Source organism: Aureispira anguillae, from assembly GCF_026000115.1.
Lineage (GTDB): Bacteria > Bacteroidota > Bacteroidia > Chitinophagales > Saprospiraceae > Aureispira > Aureispira anguillae.
This window is the reverse complement of sequence record NZ_AP026867.1, coordinates 1,237,077-1,256,494: the sequence shown is the minus strand read 5'-3', so window position 1 is coordinate 1,256,494 and position 19,418 is coordinate 1,237,077. Positions and strand designations below refer to the sequence as shown.

The following is a 19,418-nucleotide window of genomic DNA, read 5'->3' as shown; positions in this document are numbered from 1 at the left end:
AACGTATTTTATAAAAGGATTAGTAAGTTCTTATAGATAAAATTAAGGGTATCGGGGTATACTAAAGTTCAAATCTACTACTATTTTTACAAATCCCAAATATTCGAAGGAGCTAGAACCATTTTTTTGACTTTTGCTTTACCTGCCAACAAAACTTCCAAAGTACTACTATTAGGATGCCGAATTTGCTCCCAATACTTATGAGCGCAATTGCAAATTTCTTGATAACTCACTCCATCACAACACAATAGATCCATCTCTACGGTCAATGGCTCGCCTTCTTCTATTTCCACTTCATAAACATAGTCATTATAACGCCCCTTATTGCCATAAAACGCTTTAGCTGTGGCTAATTCAGCAAATAAAAACACACAATTTAACCTTGACGGTAAAGCAGGGTAATTTAAAGATCGGATTGATTCAAAAATTTCTTCTTTAATATAAGTCGAATAATAATCTTTGACAAAATCGTGCCTGCGAATCCGTTCACCATAAACACCAATCGTTAATATGGTGCCTTCTCTCAATTTTCGATGTGATACATGATAAAACTTCATAATCGTACAATACTAGTTAAATAGCTTGAATATTATCGTTACGTATACTAAGCTACCAAAATTAAGAAAGTATCTACATATTTCTAGTTTTTCTCTCTTCAAAACTTAGAAGTTGTTGATGCACTAAAAAATAGCGCCGCTAATAGTCTTCCATCCCTAAAAACAAAAAGTACAGCTTGATTTAAAAATCAAGCTGTACCGTTTTAGTAGGTCTGCGAATGATAGGATTTTAATTTTATTCTTAATCCATATCTCATTGCAACAATTTTTAACTTATTTTATGGTGTAAATCCAATACCTCCACCATTATTATTACCAAAACCATTTCCTTGGTAACAATTTTGAACAGGAATAGTAGCAGTAGTTCTATCAGCAGCTCCATCCGTAACCCATAACCCAGAAGCATCCTGCTTGAGCACTTGGTTGATTTCTACTTTAATAGAATTGTAACGTGCTGTTGCATCGGGGAAGGTATTTACTCTGCTAGAGGTCGTCGAATTTGCGGGAATATCAATGGTATAGGTGTTAGGAATAGACGACATGTTAGCATTTTTCCAGCCGAATACTGTCACTTTGCGGTGGTAAGGCCTTGTCCCTGTAACATAGACCAATGTTTCATAAGAATTACCAGAATGATTAGTACCATAACAAAGCCCAGATACTTCCACGTATGGTCTTAAAACAAGTATTGGTCCACCTCTAAAATTGCTAGTGGTTGCCAAGGTTTCTACCTTGGATTCTTCGTGGATTGCGGTCTCTAGAACTTCTTCTTTTTTACAAGAAGCAGATAATACTAGAATTAATGCCATCGTTCCCCAGAAAAAAAAATTCTTTTTCATATTTAAATATAGTTTTAATTGATGCTTACTTTCTTTTTTTAGGTCGTTGTTCAGCTTTATCCGACGATTAATAATTTTTTTAGGCTTAGAAATTTGTCTGTCGATGACAAGCATATGCTATGGGGGTACATCTCTTTCCTTACCTTCATTCAACAATTTTACTACTGAAAATCAAGAGGATTCATTCCAATTATATAAATTTACATATTATAAATACATTCAACAACTTTTAAATGCGTTATTTAACGTAAAAACACGTCAAAAGTGTAAAAATCTTTGTTGTTGATAAAATAATTGCACTTATTTTCCTCAAAAAAAGCAGCTTTTTCAAACTACACTAACTCTATACCTTATTTATGAATAGGTAATCACTTTTTATTTATAAATAAAAAAATATTGAGTATAGGACAAGCCCAGCTTGCTGGCTCACGAGCAAAACGAACGAGTATCCTTGGTATAGCATACCAAAGGATTAGCAGGATTTAAAATTCAAATAATCAATCGAATACAAGATGTTTTTCAACGGAGTAATGCATTAAGCAAAATGGAATAATGATTGGAGGGAGAGAAAAAGGCTCATAAGGAACAAACTGGAAGAGGCTGAGACAATGCAATAAACCAGCTATTTGTTCACTTCGTTCATACTTAAATCTGCTAATTTCTAGTTCTTCCCCAACTAAACGTTAATCCTAAAACTTGCAGCCTAAACTCAGGAAAACATTAAAAATATGAATTGGATCTCGATCATTATAAACGCCATATTTTCCTCTAAAATAACGAAAGTTAGTCCCTATGGCTAAATAGCCTATACGGTATTTTAGTGCTATATTCCCCTCTACACCAAGATACCCCACATCGGTTACATAAACAGAAGGTCCCACATTAAAATTTGCCTCAATTCCTGTTTTTTCATTCAATTTAAAAACACTGCAAAACCCCAAAGCCCCTATATCAACATACCAACCTCCTCCTCCCCAGATATCTTTCCCACCTCCTAACCAAGTGAATTGAAATCCTAATTGATAAGATTTTCCTTTAGGATAATACCATTTATTGCCTACTTTTGCATGTAAAGCAAAACCTCTTGCCCAAGCAGCAGGTACCGTTGTTCGCCCCCATTTATTACAGCCAAGACCTCTACTTCCGCAGGGAACAGCAACTTCTTCATGCTTTTGTACAATACCAAAGTTGAGATCAAACCAAAATCCGTTTTTTAGGATTGGGTCAACTTGGGCATTTATATTTTGAAAAGAAAGGTTCAGTAGAAACAATAAAAATAGGTACCTTTTCATATTGATTGATTTTAAATTGGTTAATAAATTGAATGGTTCTTTGACAAATTGTGTACTAATCGTAAAACGTAAGGTAAAATGCTTCTATTTTTGGATATTAGAGCCTAGATCACGTTGTTTTTAGATCGCTTCGCTTTTAGACTATATAGTTGCAATTCATACCTATATAGTCTAAAAGCGAAGCGATCTAAGCTCTAAAATCTAATACCCAAACGGCATATTAAAGACGTTAATTAAAATTTCCACACGATTTGTCAAAGAGCGAATTGAAATAAAAAGATATTCTAATTTTTATAGGTTTTCAAGCACAACAAATTCAATTTATCAGATTAAAATGAACAGAAAAGATACCTGAACTGTTGATATACATTATTATTACAGAATAAAAACATCCATATTTTAGAACTTCATTTCTTATGCTAAAAATTGCATTTTCATCCATTTACAAGTATGAATTACCAGAGGGGCATCGTTTTCCTATGGCTAAATATGAGTTAATTCCAGCTCAATTATTGCATCAAGGAATTGTTGAAGAAGTTCAATTTTTTGAACCCGTTCCCTTAGAAGAAAAATGGATCTTAAGAACTCACTGTGCAGCATATTGGAAAAGCCTAAAGGAGCTCACTATTCCTCCCAAAGCGGCACGAAAGATCGGCTTTCCCATTCATAAGGCTTTAATTGAAAGGGGGCGAGTAATTGCTCAGGGAACAATTGATTGCGCACTCTATGCGCTTAAATATGGCGTTGCTATGAATGTTGCAGGCGGCACCCATCATTCTTTCAAAGATAAGGGAGAAGGTTTTTGTGTTTTAAATGATTTTGCCATTGCTTCTAATTATTTATTAGACCATCAACTTGTTCATCAAATATTAATTGTTGATTTGGATGTCCACCAAGGCAATGGCACCGCCAAAATTTTTGAAAAAGAACCTAGGGTATTTACTTTTTCTATGCATGGTGCCAAAAACTATCCACTACAAAAAGAGGTTTCTGATTTAGATGTTCCACTGGTTGACGGACTAGAGGATGCTCCCTATCTTGATTTAGTCCAAGAATATCTTCCTGCCCTATTGCAACAAGTCCAGCCAGATCTAGTCTTTTATCTATCTGGTGTTGATGTTTTGCAATCGGATAAATTAGGACGCTTAGGGTTGACCTTAGAAGGTTGCAAAAAACGAGATCAAATGGTCTTTGAATATTGTAAGGCTGCCAATGTCCCCATAGCCGTTAGCATGGGCGGCGGATATTCGCCCAAATTAGCACAGATTGTTGATGCTCATTGTAACACGTTCTTGGTTGCACAAGAAGTTTTTTTTGACCATTAATTAACCCATTATATAAAGCATGTAATAGCGGATTTGTTCTAAAAAAAGCATAAACAAAGACGGCTTTGCCACAACCAAGAATACAAATCCCCAAACCGCTCCCCAATAATGCGCATCGTGTCCAATATTATCGGTTCCTTTCTTGCTCATATACACTGAATACAACAAATACAACAAGCCAAATAGTACCGACGGCAAATAAATTCCTGGTAAAAAAATAAGTCCCATTCCTGCTGTTGGTTGCAACAAAATAGATGCAAAAACAACACTTGACACGGCTCCAGAAGCTCCTAAAGCTGCATAACCTCTATTTTCCCGATGCTTATAAAATGAATAAACAGAGGACATTAATAAACCTGAAATATACAGTGCCAAATAAACCATTGGTCCTAATACGCCAAAAATACTGCTGTGTTTCAACTGCACTTCGACCACTCCCCCAAACATTAACAAAACATATGCATTGAACAAAAGGTGCATCCAATTGGCATGTACTAAACCATGGCTAAAAAAACGATACCACTGTTGGTCTTTTTGGATAACATAAGGAATAAACATAAATTTTTCCTTTTCATAATGGTCATCCATACAACGATAAGAAGAATAAACAGTAATCGCTAAAATCAAATAAGTCAGTGGCGCTTCGTACAAAGAAGGTTCATTTCCCATCAAAAATAAACTATTCATGGATTGTCTTTTATTAAGAAGAAGATGTAACAATAGAAAAACAAAGATAGTATTTATCTCACATGAGATAAATCTTTACATTTAAAATGTTCTGTTTACCCAATAAAACGAGTACTTATGTTCCTTATTTTATGGCACTGATAACATGCTCATTTTGGATGTCGCTTTCAATTAGTCCGTCCTTCAGACGAATAATTCTGTGCGCATGTTCTGCAATGTCAGGCTCATGAGTGACTAAGATTACGGTATTCCCATTGTTGTGAATTTTTTCAAACAGAGCCATAATTTCAATGGAGGTTTTAGAATCTAGGTTTCCTGTTGGCTCATCCGCTAATATAATCGATGGATCATTAACCAAAGCACGAGCAACAGCAACCCGTTGGCGTTGTCCTCCCGACAATTCGTTGGGCTTGTGATCCACTCGATCTCCCAAACCAACCGATTCCAATACTTTTTGTGCCTTTGCCAAACGCTCAGATTTTTTCATTCCAGAATAGACCAAGGGCAAGGCCACGTTTTCTAAAGAAGATAATCTCGGAATTAAATTAAACGTTTGAAACACAAAGCCAATTTCTTTATTCCGTATTTCTGCTAATTCATCGTCTACCAACGTAGATACATTTTGACTATTCAACAAATAAGTACCATCTGTAGGGGTGTCCAAACAGCCTAGCATATTCATTAAGGTTGATTTGCCAGAGCCAGAAGGTCCCATCAAAGCAACGTATTCATTTTTTTGGATGTTTAAGGTAATTCCTCTCAAAGCATGAACCACTTGTTCGCCCATCTGGTACACTTTCTTAACTTCCTTAATATCAATAACTTTTTGCATTTTATTTTTTTAGTATAACACTCCGTTCATTTTTGAACAACTTCAATGCATCCAATATGATTTTTACGGAGTACCATGGTTCGATACAAATTCTAGACAAACTGAATTGATGCAATACCGCACACCACTAGGTGGAGGACCATCGTTAAAAATATGCCCCAAATGGCTATCACAACAGGAACAAATCAATTCTACACGTGTCATGCCATGGCTTTTGTCCAACTTTTGGGTAATCTTTGCCGTTTCCAATTCTCCCCAAAAAGAAGGCCAACCGCAACCTGAATGATATTTATTGGTAGCATCAAACAAAGGCGTTTTACAAGCATTACAAAGATAGGTTCCTTCTTCTTCATGATCATAATATTTGCCCGTAAAAGCCCGCTCGGTTCCTGCCTCTCTCAATACATGATATTCGGCATCAGACAACTGTGCCTTCCATTCCGTTTCTGTCTTTTTTATTTTTTTCATAAAAGTGCTTGCTTTAGTTTTAAGTAAGCGGACATAAAAAAGTATAGGTAAAAAAAATAATTGTTTTTAGTGCTAATCAAAGAAAAAAGTTGAAGTTTTAGCAAGCTAAGACAAAACTTTTTGATGAAGAGTAGTGCAAAAAGATTTATTTTTTCCTATAAATTATTGTGAACGGTTACTTATCATTTTTATTTACAACAAAAAAAAATGATTATCGTTCTAGGCTATAGAAAGTAACTAAGCAAAACTAAGCATTAATAAAGATACAATTGTATCTTTAGATACCTGATATAAAATCGACAAAAATGAATGACCCTCTAGACGAACAGCTCCATAATCCTCCTAAGTCTGCCACTCCAAGTATTGCGCTCCCCATAAAGGGAATCATTCAGTACCTCCTTTTCTTCCTTATTTTCTTAGTGGTTTATGCTGGTATTGGGGAGACCTTTGGTAATTTGCCAATTGGAGAACAAAAAGTAATTAGTATTGATTTTCGAACTATTTTTCTTGCAGGAGGAATTACCTTACTGGCTGTTATTCCCAATCATTTTTTGCAAAAACAACTCTACTTATTTTATCAAGGTTCGATTGGCAAGACGACTTTGACACCTCTTTTGCTTTGGTGTTTGATTATAATCCCCTATTATCTTTTTTGTCTTTGGGGAACTATACTAAAACTAACATTAGAAAAAATTTTTCTAATTATTTTTACTTGGGGTGCGTTATTTTCATGGTATGTAGCAGGCTGTTTATTAATTTCGTTGTATTTTCAGCATCAACAAAAACTACTTTACGCCAGTACCCTTTTTATTTACTGGCTCGTTACAACCTTGTTATTCCATTTTATCATCATCTAAACTATAAAACTGCCATCTACTTATTTAGTACGATTATTGTTGCGTGTTGTCTGTTCTAAGAAATCAGCCTTTTAGAATGAACAAATCCTCTTTAATTTTATTACCTAATTGTATTTATAAATCTTTTGGTGCTTTTAACTGAAATAGCAATGAAAACGATCTCCTATTTGGTGCTTTTATCCATTACCATTCTTTTATCTAGTTCTTGTGAAAAAGAGTTTATTCCAGAAACTACCTTTGATGAACCAGAACTAGTTGTTGAGGGTTATATTTCAAAAGGTCCCAATGCATTACCCCCTTATGTTATTCTCACCAAAAGCATAGAATATACCGCTACGATTGGTTCGGACTTACTCAACGATTTGTTTGTACACAATGCCCAAGTTTCTATTTCAGATGGAACCAATAGCGTGCAGTTGCAAGAGTTTTGTGTCAGCGATTTACAAATTTTACCTGCTCCATTAAGAGATGCCATTGCGCAAGCCATTGGTTTGCCAGCCTTCGATATAGATTCTATTGATCTCGATGTTTGTGTTTATACCGATCTTCTGGGAATTGTTGGTTTGGGACTGAATATAGAAGAAGGAGGGCAATATGATTTGGAAATAAAAACCGAAGATTTTGGCACCATCACCTCTAGCACTACAATTCCCTACTCTGTTCCAATTGATTCTTTGACCTATATTAATCATCCTAGTTACCCTGCCAATGATTCTTTGGTAGAAGTTCTAGCCTATTTTCAAGACCCTATTGGACCGAACTATTATCGCAGTTTTTCTCAACGAAATAGAGAGCCTATGTATTCAGCTAGTGCACGAGGCATTAATGGTTCGGTTAGTGATGATACTATTTTTGAAGGTCAAGGCTTTAGTTTTGCCATTTTGAGAGGACAAGACCCCTTGGGCGATTTCGACTTTGATACCTTTGGTTATTTTTGGCGTGGAGATACGGTAACCATTCGAGCAGCCTGTCTTGATTATGCCCATTTTCGTTTTTGGCAAACTTCAGAATACAATACGGGGTCTCAGGGACCATTTGGAACGTATACACGCATTGAATCCAATATCAAAGGTGGTTTGGGAATCTGGGGCGGTATTTCTTATCGTGAAAAAACCCTTATCATTCCTGAGTAAAGCCGTAGTGAGCTTGAATTATATGTGCAAACAAGATGGCTAAATAATCATTTTGGAATAAGCCCTATTTTAAATCGTAATATCCCCTAATAATTCACTAATTTTGCTCCCACAAAACAACGGGAATGAAATTTAACGCCATCATATTACTATTTTTAGCCTATTATTCTAATGCGCAGCAAGATAGCCTTCCCTTAAAAGATCAAAGTGATACGATTGTTGTCGAACAAAAACGTTTATCCACCTTTGGTTTAGGGCACAATAGCAACTATTTAGGAAAAGACATTTTGCGGACTTATGGTTCTCGGAATTTAGCGCAAGTCTTGCAACTAGAAAGTACTTTTTTTGTTAAAAATTATGGCCCTAGTGGTATTAGTAGTCTGTCAGGACGAGGAGGAGGAGCCAGCCATACCGCCGTTCTTTGGGAAGGGTTTAACATTCAAAGCCCGATGCTTGGGCAAGCTGATATTTCGCTACTCCCAACTGCCTTTGTAGACTATGTAGATATACAATATGGCGGAGAATCAGCCTTATTTGGCAATAGTTCAATTGGTGGAGCCTTGCATTTAGGCAGCCATAATGCCTTTAATAAAGGCTGGCATTTTGAAGGGAATTTGCACGTTGGTAGTTTTGAAGCGTTTGGGCAAGAGCTAAAATTAAGCTACAGCAACCAATGGTATGCAGGAAGTGTCCGTTCTTTTTATCGCAATGCCCGCAATAACTACCCTTTTAAGGATATTAATGCCTTTGGTTCGCCCAAACCCATCAAACAACAAACCAATGCTGCTCTAAAACAATGGGGCATCTTGCAAGAACATGAATTTAAAATCAAAAAACATACTTTGGGGGCAAAAGCTTGGTACCAAAAAAGTAATCGCCAAATTCCTCCTCCTCTATTATTAAACACTAGTACCGATCTTCAAAAAGATGAGACGCTGCGCTTGGTTGCTCATTGGAAATGGATTCATCAGCAACAAATATGGAAAGCTCGAACAGCTCTTTTTTTAGAAACGCTGCACTTTCAAAACGATGCTGTTAATTCCTTGAGCAAGATCCTAAGTTCTATTACAGAAATAGAGCATAAATGGTATCTTCATGAACAGCATTTATTAAATACAGGAATCAATTACAGCTTTTACAAAGCTATTTCTGCGGGTTATCAACTTGTGCCTCAACAACATCGTATAGCCTTATTTGCTGCTTATAAATTTACCACAAAAAATCGTAAATGGCAAAGTAGTATTTCGTTGCGAGAAGAAGTTGTTGATGGTCGTTTTATCAGTCCTGCTGTTTCCTTGGGCAATGTATGGAAATGGCACAAAACATTTCAGGTCAACCTAAATCTATCTCATAATTATAGACTGCCAACCTTTAATGATTTGTATTGGGAGGTCTTGGGAAATCCGAACTTAAGACCAGAATATAGTTGGAATAGTGAGTTGGGGTTTTCTATCCCTATCCAACTAAAACGCCTTCTCATCACCCCTAGTCTTCATGGTTTTTGTAATCTTATCAACGATTGGATTTTGTGGTCGCCCAATTCCGCAGGACTCTGGCGGCCTGATAATGTAGAACAAGTGTGGGCGAAAGGTTTGGAGTTTAATATTCAATTAAAAAGTAACTGGAAAAAATGGAAATTCCTCTTTAGTGCTAATTATGCCTTTACCCAAAGTACTCGTACTCAGGGGCAAGATTGGGCAACCATTGGCAAACAGCTCATTTACACTCCTGAACACAATGCCAATGCTCAAATTCGAATCCAGTATCGCCAAACCAGCTTATTGTACCAACACAGCTTCACTTCTCTTCGCTATATTGACAATGCCAATACCGAATTTCTTCCCTTTTTTCAGGTGGGCCATTTACGAATAAACCAGCAATTAAAACAAAAGAATTTTCGTGCTAATTTTTATGTCCAAATTAACAATCTTTTTGGAGAGAACTATCAAATTGTTAGCAATAGGGTAATGCCTTGGCAACAAATTGAATTTGGGATAGGAATTGGTCTTTAAAACGGTTGTTAAGACTAAACTCTCACCTGTACATTAGATTAAGACATCTATACATTCTGCCAATTTGTGCATCATTAATCCATTAATTTTGAATTACTGAATTAATTATAAACACAAATCATAAAGAATGAATTACAAAATAATCACTAGCTTATTACTTTGCTTTTGCTTCGTAATTAGCACCAATAGTAATGCCCAAATAGGAAGATTCAAAATTAAGAAAAAGCCAAAAACAACGGCAAAAACAAGCACCAAAGCTTCTAATACAACCGTTGAAAAATCCAATTCAACGTCCAGTTCAAAGAGTAGCTCTAGTTCATCTAATAGCCATGCCTCGGATAAGCCCCAATACAAAGAGGGAGATATGGTCTATAGAAATTATAGCAATGCAAAATCATCATTGGGTAGCTTAAAAAGTTATTTTAAAGACAGTGGTTGGAAATCTAAAGAAGCTTACGATGGTCGTGTTACCAAAGAATTTGAGGTGCTAAACAAACATTTGACTTTTCTAAAAGACAATGGAGAGGGAGAAAAGAATTACTTCAAAGAAATGCAAAACCAAGAGGCCACCTACAAAGCTCAATTTGATAAAGAAATCAAAGAATATAAAACGATTCGTGCCTTTCAAGATTTTTTTGACCAACATGCAAGAGATTTAGAACGCAAATCGGTTGATCAAACCAAACAAACAAATTATGAAACTCAATTAACGGAGTACCAAAACTCTGGTTATCAAAGTGAGTCTATTGACAGTAAATTAAAAAAAATCAAAGATCTTTATGCCAAAAATAAAGAAGATGAATTTCAGAGTAGACAACTCAAACTCGTTAAAGAAAGTGATGTAGCTAACTTTGAAACAGATTTTCATAAGAATAATGTTGGGAAGGTTGTTTTTTCTAATGAAACCATTGAGCTAAAAAATGTAGATGCCTCAAAATTAAAAAACAGCTTTTCTTTTGGTGAAGCTATTCGCTTTAGAGTGTATTACGATCAACCCATTTATAATACAATTGCCAAAATGGTCAATAATAAGGGAGGGTTAGATACCGAAGGTAGTGGCAATAGCTGTTATCCTCATCACAAAATCAATTACTACTTGGATGGAAAATTAGTTCATGTTGGTTATTATCGTAGGAGGTTATACAATGAAAGAATTGCTCACTTTCCTGAGGATGCCAAAATTATTAGTGAATGGATTACGTTTAGAGGCTCTTTATATATCGACAAGCCCGCCCATGAAGAACAAACTCAGTTTAAGAATTTAGTCTTAAAAATGGGAAAATTATCTGGCAAACGTAAATTAACCGTAGAGGTTGTTGCCTTTGATTATGACAATAAAGAAGATGCCAGCCGCTCAAAAATATTAGCAACAGGAGATATTGAAATTGATTTCTCTAAAGCTGTTAATTTTAAGACCAACCCCATTTTTTGTATGGCTGCTCCCATTAATAATTCTACAGCATTAGCGGTTTTAAAAAACCATTTAAAAAACAAAGGGATTAACTACAAAAAAATAGCCATAACACACTTCAGCGAAAACAAGCCAACACGAGTTATCAAAGCAGAAATAGGTACAGCTAGAGAAGGCAAATGCTATAAATATTATGTGGTTTATGAGCAATCTTATAATTATAAAACGGGCAGATATGAAGGTCCTTTAAAAGTAACTTATGGAACCGAAGATGAAGAAATCTACTGTGATTGCTTTAATTAATGGGTTGGAGTGTCTTGCATAAAGCGCTAAATGCTCCCAAATGCGATAGATTACAAGTATAAAAATAGACAAGAGACTAAGCAGAATGGATTATTTTATCGCTTTTTCACAAAAAAGCAACCGAGTAAGACAATAAAAATCAATTCTTTCCTTTTTATTACAGGAAATAGTATAAGAATAATTTTAACATCTACGAAATAGATCGTAGTCATTCCTCAATAAAATATACAAAATGAAAAACGTCGTATTATTTTTTTTAGTAAGCTTATCATTTTTAGCCTGTACTCCCGAACCTGCTCCTGCTCCAACCTTAACTGGAACTTGGACTAGCACAGCAAGAACTAAGAATGGTAATAATGATTTGATCTCTGGTGATACTTGGACATTTAATGCCTGTGCTGACCCCACAACGGGCACCTGTAGTGGCAATTACTCTGTTCCTTACTTATTCACTACCTTAACGTCTAATTTTACGTATAGAATTCACAACAATGGATCAAAACTAGATATGGATTTTAGTAATTCTTCTTTAGTATTTCAAGATATTAGCGATGCTGATATTGTTACCCATACAGCAACAACAATTAATATAACGTTTACAGATAGCAACGGCGATTATTACGATCATACATTGACCAAACAATAAATTCATAAACAACAAGACTCATCTCCTAATCGGGATGAGTCTTGTTGTTTATACCTCGATCTAAACGTACGTCTAAAGAGAATTGGGTATAAATGCTTTATTTTTACGGAGAGAAATTTTTATATATTGTTTAGCAGGTAATTTTAAGTTTTTAGCGGTTGCTTTTTCTAGCTGTGTTGCGGTCTTAATCTGAGCTAAAGAATATTCTTTTTTGCCCGCTTTGTATACCCCAACCATTCTATTTAAAACATCGCCCATTACTGCTGCAAAATCTTCTGCTGCTGCTAAGTCTTCTGTTCTAGCACCATCTATATCTTCTACAGTATGGCAAACAACATCAAGCACTATTTCTCTTCTCTTTATTTTGTTGCGTACGTCTTGCGGTAAGTTTGTCCACCAATATTGTAGTGTTCTAATATTGTCATTATTGACATCATTTTCTCGGATAAAAATATCGGCTGTAAATTTTTGTAATTTGACAGGAACCTGTTTAACCAGACGAATATTAGTAGCATGCTCTCCCTCTTGAGGATTTTTTTGACCATCAATCAAGGTAGTACTAACCGTATACTTCATTTCTGTTTCCTTGCCAATGATTTGCTCTAGAGTTTCACCAGTATTCTCGATTTGAGAATCATTTAGTTGAGGATTAATATCCTGTTTATCATTGGTGCGAATCTTAGAAACAACCTCTATATCAATTTTTTTAGCTTTTATCTGAGACTGCACAGGTTTGGGTAAGCTATCCCACCAAGATTCTAATTCTTTAACATTAGCATCCGACAACTTGGCTTGTTTTTGTTCGTTTTTAGCTCGAACAATACGAATTTCATGTTCTTGAATAGGGACAGAAATCGTCATTTCTTCATCAGGTGTAGTTTTTGTGGCTGAAGTTTCTAAGGCATTTTCAGCGTAAACGCCACTAACACTACCTTGTTCATTCACAACTACTTGAGCAGCATCACTTCCACATCCCACTAGCACAATGCTTAGTAAGGTTGTTAATACGATGTTATAAAAAAGTGTTTTATTCATAATCCTCCTGTTAGTTATTAACTAATAAAGCATCAAAAACATTGCCAAAGAGTCTATTTTATTAACAAACTTTTAACGGCATTTTCAGGACTGATCAATAAACCCGTCGCTTTTGTGTTACGAGTATTCATCCCTGTTTGTTTCAGTATTTTATAAGCTTGTTGTGTATTTAAATCAGGTTGTATAGATTTCATCAATCCTAACAAACCTGCAACATATGGTGTTGCCATAGAAGTGCCATTAAAATACTCATAATTATTGTTGGGAATAGTAGAATAAACCTGAACGCCAGGCGCAGCAATTCCCATTTTCAAAGCACTTACATCATTACTAAAAACAGCCTTTTTTAATTCAGCATCCAATGCTGCTACTGTAATTACTCCATCCACAGAAGCAGGAACACGTTTTTGAGCATCAATGTTTTCATTTCCTGCTGCCACTACTACAATTGCTCCTTTTCGATTAGCATATTTTACAGCGTCTTTGTAAGCACGTTGGGCACGAGCTGAAGTAGGTCCCCCCAAGGACATTGACAACACATCTGCTCCATTATCCGCAGCAAGCAACATTCCATTAATAATGGTACGCTGTGTTGTATTTCCGTACTTTCCAAATACCTTAACACTCGTTACTTCAACAAAATTATTATTAGGTGCAAAAGAAGCAATTCCCTTTGCATTGTTAGAAACAGCAGCAGCAATTCCAGCACAATGCGTTCCATGACCATGAGGATCGGTATCGTGTTCTGCACCCAATGAGACAAAATTTGATTTCAAATCTTCATGTTCTCCGTCTACACCTGTGTCAATAATTGCAATTCGTGCCTTCTTTTTAGCAAGTACTTGTTTTGTTGCCAACAATTTATAGAGTCCCTCTACTCCCATTGCCTCGTAGCCCCAAACTTTATCTATATCAGGGTCATTAGCTGCATAGCGGCTTCTTCGTTTGGGAGCAGGTACTTTAGCTTGCTCTATCGGATCTAAAGATAAAATTTCATTGCCTTCTATATGATCAATCAAACCACTTGTTTCAAATGCTACTATAATCTCCTCATACTGCTCCATTTGTTCTGTTGGAATATTCACCGCATAATAATCGTCCAAATCTGTATTTGCCCCATCTTTGACAACAAATGCAGGTTCTAGACTTAGATTATAAGTTGTTATGATGCTTTGCAACTCCGTCAACTGATGTCCATTCTTAAGTTCTAAGAGCAATTCGCTATCAGGGTCCAAAGCATCTATTTTTAGCGACTCCGTGCTAGACGAAGAAAATGGGAACCAATCGATCCCTCTAACGCCATTGTAATAACCAATTGTCATCAAAATCAACATTGGAATAAAGATAAGCTTACTACTGCTAAACGTATTCAAAAATAAACCTGCCCCAAATAGAAAGACAAGATTAACCGCCAATGCAGTCCAAGAAACGACCCCTGGCATAAAAAATGCTAGACCCAAATAGCAAGCAAAAGAGCCTATAAATGCCTTTCCAAAATATCCTCTAATTTCGTTGTTCTCCTTAAACAAAAACCATAGTGATAAGGAAACGAAAGCGGTCAAAAATAAGATTAATGCGAACATATTTATCTGTGTATTTAACAATTCTTATACTTAATAATGTCTTCTTTACATAAAAGTTACCCCATAGCAGCAACTATTTCTCTAACTTTTATATTATAGTAAACTCCAAAATTTTTATAGTAGTTCCCCACATAAAAATTGACATTCCTCCGAGCACTTTTTTTGCTTTTATCTCAACATTTATCCCTTCTTTCTGCAATTCTTGGGGCATTTCCACAGGCTTCCATTTATTGCCATCACGATCAATTAGCCCCCAAAAGCCACCCGATAAATTTTGATATTTTACTGTCCCCTGAATTTTCATTGAGTTTTTATATTTATATAATTTGTGAGAATCCCCCAAATCATAGCGATCATTATTACAATTGGTTGTATTGGCTTACTAAGTTTCTACATGATTTGCAAAAGAACCAGTAAGTTTTATTAATAATAACGTATATTTGTGATAAATAGATTGCTCCAAATAAGAGTTTTTCTTATTTTTCTACGAATAAATACCAGAATCCGATAAAAAGAATCTACTATGTCCGAAATATCTAATTTTGAAGTAGAAATATTACAATTAATTAACAGTCATCGTGCTAGTCTCAACTTAGCTATTCTTGAATTTCACCCCCTTATCCAGAAAGCTTCTTATGAACATTCTAACAATATGGCCACAAGTTCTATCCCCTTTGGGCACGATGGTTTTTCAGTAAGAGCCAATCAACTTGTTCAAATGCTAAAAGGCAGTGCTGCCTCTGAGAATGTAGCCTTAGGTCAACGAACGGCAAATGAAGTTGTTCAGAGCTGGCTGGATAGTAATGGACATCGCAAAAACATTGAAGGAGATTTTAACTTAACAGGCATATCGGTTGTAAAAAATACTCGTGGAGAAAATGTTTTCACTCAGATTTTTATCAAAGCTCCTGCTCCTTCATCAGAACATCATTCTACCCCAGCTCCAACAGATCATCTCGATAGTTTAGAAAAGTCAGCTGATGTCAATTTAAACTATCAATTACTCAAATTAATTAACAAACATCGAGCAGGTCAATATCTTCCCGCTTTGCAACTCAATCCACACATTCAAGCCCTAGCCACGCAGCATGCTCAAGATATGGCCACGCAAAAACTTCCTTTTGGTCATGACAATTTTGAAGAGCGTGCTCGTAGCTTAATTACACAACTTAGTGGTTCTAGTGCTGCTGAGAATGTTGCTTTAGGGCAGGATGATCCTCTTGCGATTGTAAACAGTTGGTTGGACAGCAATGCGCATCGCAATAATATAGAAGGGGATTTTAATTTGACAGGCATTGGCATTGGTCAGTCAGAAGATCAAGAAATGTATTATTGCCAAATCTTTATAAAAAAATAAACCCTATGATTCTAAACGACTAAAACATAACAGTAAATAAAAAAAGCCACTCAAAATGAGCAGCTATATCTGAGTTATAGGATCGTTTATTTGGTCTATTTGTTTGAATTATTGGTAGTGATGGAGTTAATTTAGGAACTTTTAGCACCTAAGTGCAAGGAATATCTTTTGTTTATATACTACCTTTATGCCACAACCTCTCAAAGTGTTACCGCTGTGTTAAAAAATATTATCTTTTCTATCTATAGTTCCTTTTTATAAACATTAACACAATTACTGCCTTTAACCCCTGCTTATTCGTCTCTCTCCTATTTAGACCAAAGAAAATTAGAACAGCAGCAATTAGCAAACGAATAGAAAAATTATTCTCTTTCAAATAATTTATAGGCATCATACTGAACTTGGTGCTCTTTTTGATTGTTAAATACAAGAAAACCAAACCATCTCCCTACAAGATAGTTTGGTCAAGCAATAGCTAAGGAATTATTTAGCTTCTTCTTTTGATGGATACAATAAAGTTGTCTAGATCTACAAGTTTATAGGCTCTAACGAATAAACTAGAATTAAGAGCGATCTCTTGCTAAACAACTTCTGTTGTTCTTTCGTTAGGAATAATGAGCGAAAGAGAAAAAGTTACACAAAAATTGTTTTTATTTGTAATTAGATACTAACTTCGTTTTATAGATCATTGGATTAATTAAAACATCTTGATTTTATAAAATATATTTAAAACTAAGCAGCAAGGAGATAGGTTATTTTTTTACCAACCTTCTATTTTTATACTTCATTACAAGCAGCCTCACTTTTGGAGTAAAACATTAGTTATAACAACTAATACTTCGTAGATTAGTTCGCTGTGCTCATGGGGTAGTTTTTTACTACATGAGCGCTGTGCTTTAGTTGATAAAAAACATCTTACATTAGGCTAATTATCAGCGTTTACTTGAAACAACAAAAACGGCTTACTGATAATCAATTTAATACGATTTTTTACGAAGTAATAAACAACCTTTCCCCTTGCATAAATTATAAAAAGAAAGAATACATTGAGTAAGCATACAGAAAATGAACTAGAGTCTGGAGTATTATTAGTAGCAGAACCATTTCTGACCGATCCTAATTTTAAACGTGGAGTAATCCTCTTATGCGATCATCAAGAGAATGGCTCTTTTGGTTTTATTTTAAACAAACCAATCGAAATGAATATTAATGATCTGATTTCTAGTTTCCCGTCCTTCCAATCAGAGGTTTACTACGGCGGTCCCGTTCAGACAGATACCATTCATTACCTGCACACCAAAGGCGACCTATTGCCCAATAGCATTAAAGTGCTTTCTGGCGTTTATTGGGGAGGTGATTTTGAACAGCTCAAAGAGTTTATCAAAATGGGAAAAATAGAGCCCAAAGATATTCGATTTTTTGTTGGATATTCTGGTTGGTCTGCGGGGCAATTAAATATGGAGCGAAAAATACTTTCATGGATGACAGTAAATGGTCATATTGATTATGTATTTGGAGAAAACAAAGAATTGTGGAAAAATGTACTAGAAGAGCAGGGTGGCACTTATGGTATTATTGCTCAAATGCCGCCACCTATATTAAACTAAAAAGTTGCTCTGATTAGTGAAATCAAAGCAACTTAGTGTGTCTATTCTTTGAGAAACATAGGACGTTTCCTCATTTTTACTTTCTTAGCGTGGTAATGGAAAATCTTTCATGACTAAATAGTTTAAGAAGTGTTAAGATAATAAATGTTAATTGTTAAAAAGGGTTAATCCTTCTGAAGACAAAAGTACGAAAAAATTATTTTTTTTTCTACCTATTAATATTTTTTCTTCTTTAAATAACAACAAACACTTAATATATATATTGCTCTACAGCAGTATTAAATAATTTTTTAGCAAGAACAGTTTTAAATATAAAATTATTTTTTGTTGCCTTCTTTGGTCGCCCAATAGGTTGTATTTGGCAACATCAAAGCCCTATGATGGGCATCAGTATAGGTGTTTAATATATTTGGACGATTGGTATTAGGAATTATCTGAACATCATAAATTTCATCTACGCTTGACAACCAGTTCAGATTTGCAGCAATCGTTCCTGTCGGTAAATGCACAACTGTCACCCCTGCTATATCTGCTTCTTTTGCTATTTTTAGTTGTTTAAAAGTAGATGAAGTTTTGCGTGTTTTTGATCGTCCAACAAACAAATAATCACCATATTTTGCCATGCCACGAACAAAACCAGGAATATGTGCAACCACATCATGCGTCCCCTTCTCAGGGTCAATGCAAATCAATTGCTCTTTAGCTGAAAGCAAAACATAGAGTTTGCCCCCATAAATTCTAGGAGCATGTGGCATCGCCAAACCATCAGCAATAATCTCATTGCTAGGCAAATGCATGATAATTCCCCCTTTGGTAATTTTTTCTCGCCAACTCTGGTAGCTATTTCCCGTCCCTAAAGCCGAAACATAAAGTGGTTCTCCCTGATCCATGGCTAAACCATTTAAGTGACAACGATCTTCGGATACTAATTGATCGATAAAATGGGGCTGCCAAACAGGTCTAAAACTATAGTCAGCGTCAATTTTACAAACACAGGAAAAAGACGTGTTTACTCCCCACAATCCATTGTTACCATAATGCAAATCATGCATATCTAAATGCCCCGTATAAAAAGTCGTCCTTGGCAAATACATCGCATCATAAGTGTTGGGTTTGTTGGGGTAAGTGCTCGCCAACTCAGGAGAATTGGCAAATTCCACCACTTCATTTTCAGTAGCAATAGCCATCTTATTATCCGCTACTGCAATCCCCATTGCCCGCTTAAAGGTTCTTGGTAACTGAATCAATTGACGATGATCGGTAGCGCTAACAAAAACAATTTTTCCCGCCTGATAAGTACTCACCATAATGGTACAATTCAGTTGGGTGAGTAGCGCAGGCAAGTTAGGACTGTGCGTACAACTAAATGGCGCTAATGCATTGGGATTTGGATATTTATTCATACTTTAAGTTACTGTCTTTTTTGAAAAAAGAACCGTTTTAGAGCTCTGTTTGGGTTCTCAAGAATGAAAAA

General features: G+C 35.6%; 18 protein-coding genes. 8 read left to right on the top strand and 10 right to left on the bottom strand.

Annotated features, from left to right (window positions below; genetic code table 11):
- Positions 1-86: 86 nt before the first annotated feature.
- The 3 genes from AsAng_RS04695 to AsAng_RS04685 all read right to left on the bottom strand — a co-directional run bounded on the left by AsAng_RS04695 (position 87) and on the right by AsAng_RS04685 (position 2,688).
- A complete protein-coding gene (locus tag AsAng_RS04695; RefSeq protein ID WP_264791635.1) occupies positions 87-557 on the bottom strand; it encodes a DUF2441 domain-containing protein in 471 nt (156 codons plus the stop codon).
- Between the two features lie 278 nt (positions 558-835).
- Positions 836-1,396: a hypothetical protein gene (locus AsAng_RS04690; RefSeq protein ID WP_264791634.1), complete on the bottom strand. Its 561-nt coding sequence runs from the start codon at positions 1,394-1,396 to the stop codon at positions 836-838.
- 689 nt (positions 1,397-2,085) lie between these two features.
- Positions 2,086-2,688 (bottom strand): hypothetical protein, encoded by a 603-nt coding sequence (locus AsAng_RS04685; protein WP_264791633.1) that lies wholly within the window; start codon positions 2,686-2,688, stop codon positions 2,086-2,088.
- Between the two features lie 416 nt (positions 2,689-3,104).
- On the opposite strand from AsAng_RS04685, the gene AsAng_RS04680 reads away from it, so the two are divergent.
- Positions 3,105-4,013, top strand: coding sequence for a histone deacetylase family protein (locus AsAng_RS04680; RefSeq protein WP_264791632.1), 909 nt, complete (start codon positions 3,105-3,107; stop codon positions 4,011-4,013).
- Here AsAng_RS04680 and AsAng_RS04675 read toward each other — a convergent pair whose 3' ends face one another.
- From AsAng_RS04675 to msrB, 3 genes are all read right to left on the bottom strand, one after another.
- On the bottom strand, positions 4,014-4,700 hold the full coding sequence (locus AsAng_RS04675; protein ID WP_264791631.1) for a rhomboid family intramembrane serine protease: 687 nt from the start codon (positions 4,698-4,700) through the stop codon (positions 4,014-4,016). It abuts the gene before it with no gap.
- Positions 4,701-4,824: 124 nt separating this feature from the next.
- Complete coding sequence (locus tag AsAng_RS04670; RefSeq protein WP_264791630.1) at positions 4,825-5,532, bottom strand: ABC transporter ATP-binding protein; 708 nt, start codon at positions 5,530-5,532, stop codon at positions 4,825-4,827.
- Positions 5,533-5,595: 63 nt separating this feature from the next.
- Positions 5,596-6,000 carry a peptide-methionine (R)-S-oxide reductase MsrB gene (gene msrB, locus AsAng_RS04665; protein ID WP_264791629.1) on the bottom strand — a complete coding sequence of 135 codons (405 nt, stop codon included), beginning with the start codon at positions 5,998-6,000 and terminating at the stop codon, positions 5,596-5,598.
- Between the two features lie 305 nt (positions 6,001-6,305).
- Here msrB and AsAng_RS04660 point away from each other — a divergent pair, with 305 nt between their 5' ends.
- From AsAng_RS04660 to AsAng_RS04640, 5 genes are all read left to right on the top strand, one after another.
- A complete protein-coding gene (locus AsAng_RS04660; protein WP_264791628.1) occupies positions 6,306-6,857 on the top strand; it encodes a hypothetical protein in 552 nt (183 codons plus the stop codon).
- A 149-nt stretch (positions 6,858-7,006) separates the two neighbouring features.
- Positions 7,007-7,990: a DUF4249 domain-containing protein gene (locus AsAng_RS04655; RefSeq protein WP_264791627.1), complete on the top strand. Its 984-nt coding sequence runs from the start codon at positions 7,007-7,009 to the stop codon at positions 7,988-7,990.
- Between the two features lie 125 nt (positions 7,991-8,115).
- Positions 8,116-10,002: a TonB-dependent receptor plug domain-containing protein gene (locus tag AsAng_RS04650; RefSeq protein ID WP_264791626.1), complete on the top strand. Its 1,887-nt coding sequence runs from the start codon at positions 8,116-8,118 to the stop codon at positions 10,000-10,002.
- A gap of 127 nt (positions 10,003-10,129) precedes the next feature.
- On the top strand, positions 10,130-11,716 hold the full coding sequence (locus AsAng_RS04645; protein WP_264791625.1) for a hypothetical protein: 1,587 nt from the start codon (positions 10,130-10,132) through the stop codon (positions 11,714-11,716).
- Positions 11,717-11,948: 232 nt separating this feature from the next.
- Positions 11,949-12,362, top strand: a complete 414-nt coding sequence (locus AsAng_RS04640) for a hypothetical protein (RefSeq protein WP_264791624.1) — start codon at positions 11,949-11,951, stop codon at positions 12,360-12,362.
- 72 nt (positions 12,363-12,434) lie between these two features.
- Here the strand turns inward: AsAng_RS04640 and AsAng_RS04635 are convergent, their stop codons facing one another.
- From AsAng_RS04635 to AsAng_RS04625, 3 genes are all read right to left on the bottom strand, one after another.
- Entirely contained in the window at positions 12,435-13,397 is a 963-nt protein-coding gene (locus AsAng_RS04635) for a hypothetical protein (protein WP_264791623.1), read from the bottom strand.
- A gap of 53 nt (positions 13,398-13,450) precedes the next feature.
- Complete coding sequence (locus AsAng_RS04630) at positions 13,451-14,980, bottom strand: S8 family peptidase (protein WP_264791622.1); 1,530 nt, start codon at positions 14,978-14,980, stop codon at positions 13,451-13,453.
- A gap of 88 nt (positions 14,981-15,068) precedes the next feature.
- Positions 15,069-15,284 carry a hypothetical protein gene (locus AsAng_RS04625; RefSeq protein WP_264791621.1) on the bottom strand — a complete coding sequence of 72 codons (216 nt, stop codon included), beginning with the start codon at positions 15,282-15,284 and terminating at the stop codon, positions 15,069-15,071.
- 219 nt (positions 15,285-15,503) lie between these two features.
- On the opposite strand from AsAng_RS04625, the gene AsAng_RS04620 reads away from it, so the two are divergent.
- The gene (locus tag AsAng_RS04620; protein ID WP_264791620.1) at positions 15,504-16,337 is read left to right on the top strand and encodes a CAP domain-containing protein; all 834 of its coding nucleotides are present in this window, start codon (positions 15,504-15,506) and stop codon (positions 16,335-16,337) included.
- Between the two features lie 1,046 nt (positions 16,338-17,383).
- Positions 17,384-17,944: a YqgE/AlgH family protein gene (locus tag AsAng_RS04615; RefSeq protein WP_264791619.1), complete on the top strand. Its 561-nt coding sequence runs from the start codon at positions 17,384-17,386 to the stop codon at positions 17,942-17,944.
- Between the two features lie 317 nt (positions 17,945-18,261).
- Here AsAng_RS04615 and AsAng_RS04610 read toward each other — a convergent pair whose 3' ends face one another.
- Positions 18,262-19,347: a TIGR03032 family protein gene (locus tag AsAng_RS04610; RefSeq protein ID WP_264791618.1), complete on the bottom strand. Its 1,086-nt coding sequence runs from the start codon at positions 19,345-19,347 to the stop codon at positions 18,262-18,264.
- Between the last annotated feature and the right edge of the window lie 71 nt (positions 19,348-19,418).

What these genes read in the sequence shown, in the direction of transcription:
- AsAng_RS04695 (WP_264791635.1), bottom strand. Translation starts at nt 557, where the DNA reads ATGAAGTTTTATCATGTATCACATCGAAAATTGAGAGAAGGCACCATA.
- AsAng_RS04690 (WP_264791634.1), bottom strand. Translation starts at nt 1,396, where the DNA reads ATGAAAAAGAATTTTTTTTTCTGGGGAACGATGGCATTAATTCTAGTA.
- AsAng_RS04685 (WP_264791633.1), bottom strand. Translation starts at nt 2,688, where the DNA reads ATGAAAAGGTACCTATTTTTATTGTTTCTACTGAACCTTTCTTTTCAA.
- AsAng_RS04680 (WP_264791632.1), top strand. Translation starts at nt 3,105, where the DNA reads ATGCTAAAAATTGCATTTTCATCCATTTACAAGTATGAATTACCAGAG.
- AsAng_RS04675 (WP_264791631.1), bottom strand. Translation starts at nt 4,700, where the DNA reads ATGAATAGTTTATTTTTGATGGGAAATGAACCTTCTTTGTACGAAGCG.
- AsAng_RS04670 (WP_264791630.1), bottom strand. Translation starts at nt 5,532, where the DNA reads ATGCAAAAAGTTATTGATATTAAGGAAGTTAAGAAAGTGTACCAGATG.
- msrB (WP_264791629.1), bottom strand. Translation starts at nt 6,000, where the DNA reads ATGAAAAAAATAAAAAAGACAGAAACGGAATGGAAGGCACAGTTGTCT.
- AsAng_RS04660 (WP_264791628.1), top strand. Translation starts at nt 6,306, where the DNA reads ATGAATGACCCTCTAGACGAACAGCTCCATAATCCTCCTAAGTCTGCC.
- AsAng_RS04655 (WP_264791627.1), top strand. Translation starts at nt 7,007, where the DNA reads ATGAAAACGATCTCCTATTTGGTGCTTTTATCCATTACCATTCTTTTA.
- AsAng_RS04650 (WP_264791626.1), top strand. Translation starts at nt 8,116, where the DNA reads ATGAAATTTAACGCCATCATATTACTATTTTTAGCCTATTATTCTAAT.
- AsAng_RS04645 (WP_264791625.1), top strand. Translation starts at nt 10,130, where the DNA reads ATGAATTACAAAATAATCACTAGCTTATTACTTTGCTTTTGCTTCGTA.
- AsAng_RS04640 (WP_264791624.1), top strand. Translation starts at nt 11,949, where the DNA reads ATGAAAAACGTCGTATTATTTTTTTTAGTAAGCTTATCATTTTTAGCC.
- AsAng_RS04635 (WP_264791623.1), bottom strand. Translation starts at nt 13,397, where the DNA reads ATGAATAAAACACTTTTTTATAACATCGTATTAACAACCTTACTAAGC.
- AsAng_RS04630 (WP_264791622.1), bottom strand. Translation starts at nt 14,980, where the DNA reads ATGTTCGCATTAATCTTATTTTTGACCGCTTTCGTTTCCTTATCACTA.
- AsAng_RS04625 (WP_264791621.1), bottom strand. Translation starts at nt 15,284, where the DNA reads ATGAAAATTCAGGGGACAGTAAAATATCAAAATTTATCGGGTGGCTTT.
- AsAng_RS04620 (WP_264791620.1), top strand. Translation starts at nt 15,504, where the DNA reads ATGTCCGAAATATCTAATTTTGAAGTAGAAATATTACAATTAATTAAC.
- AsAng_RS04610 (WP_264791618.1), bottom strand. Translation starts at nt 19,347, where the DNA reads ATGAATAAATATCCAAATCCCAATGCATTAGCGCCATTTAGTTGTACG.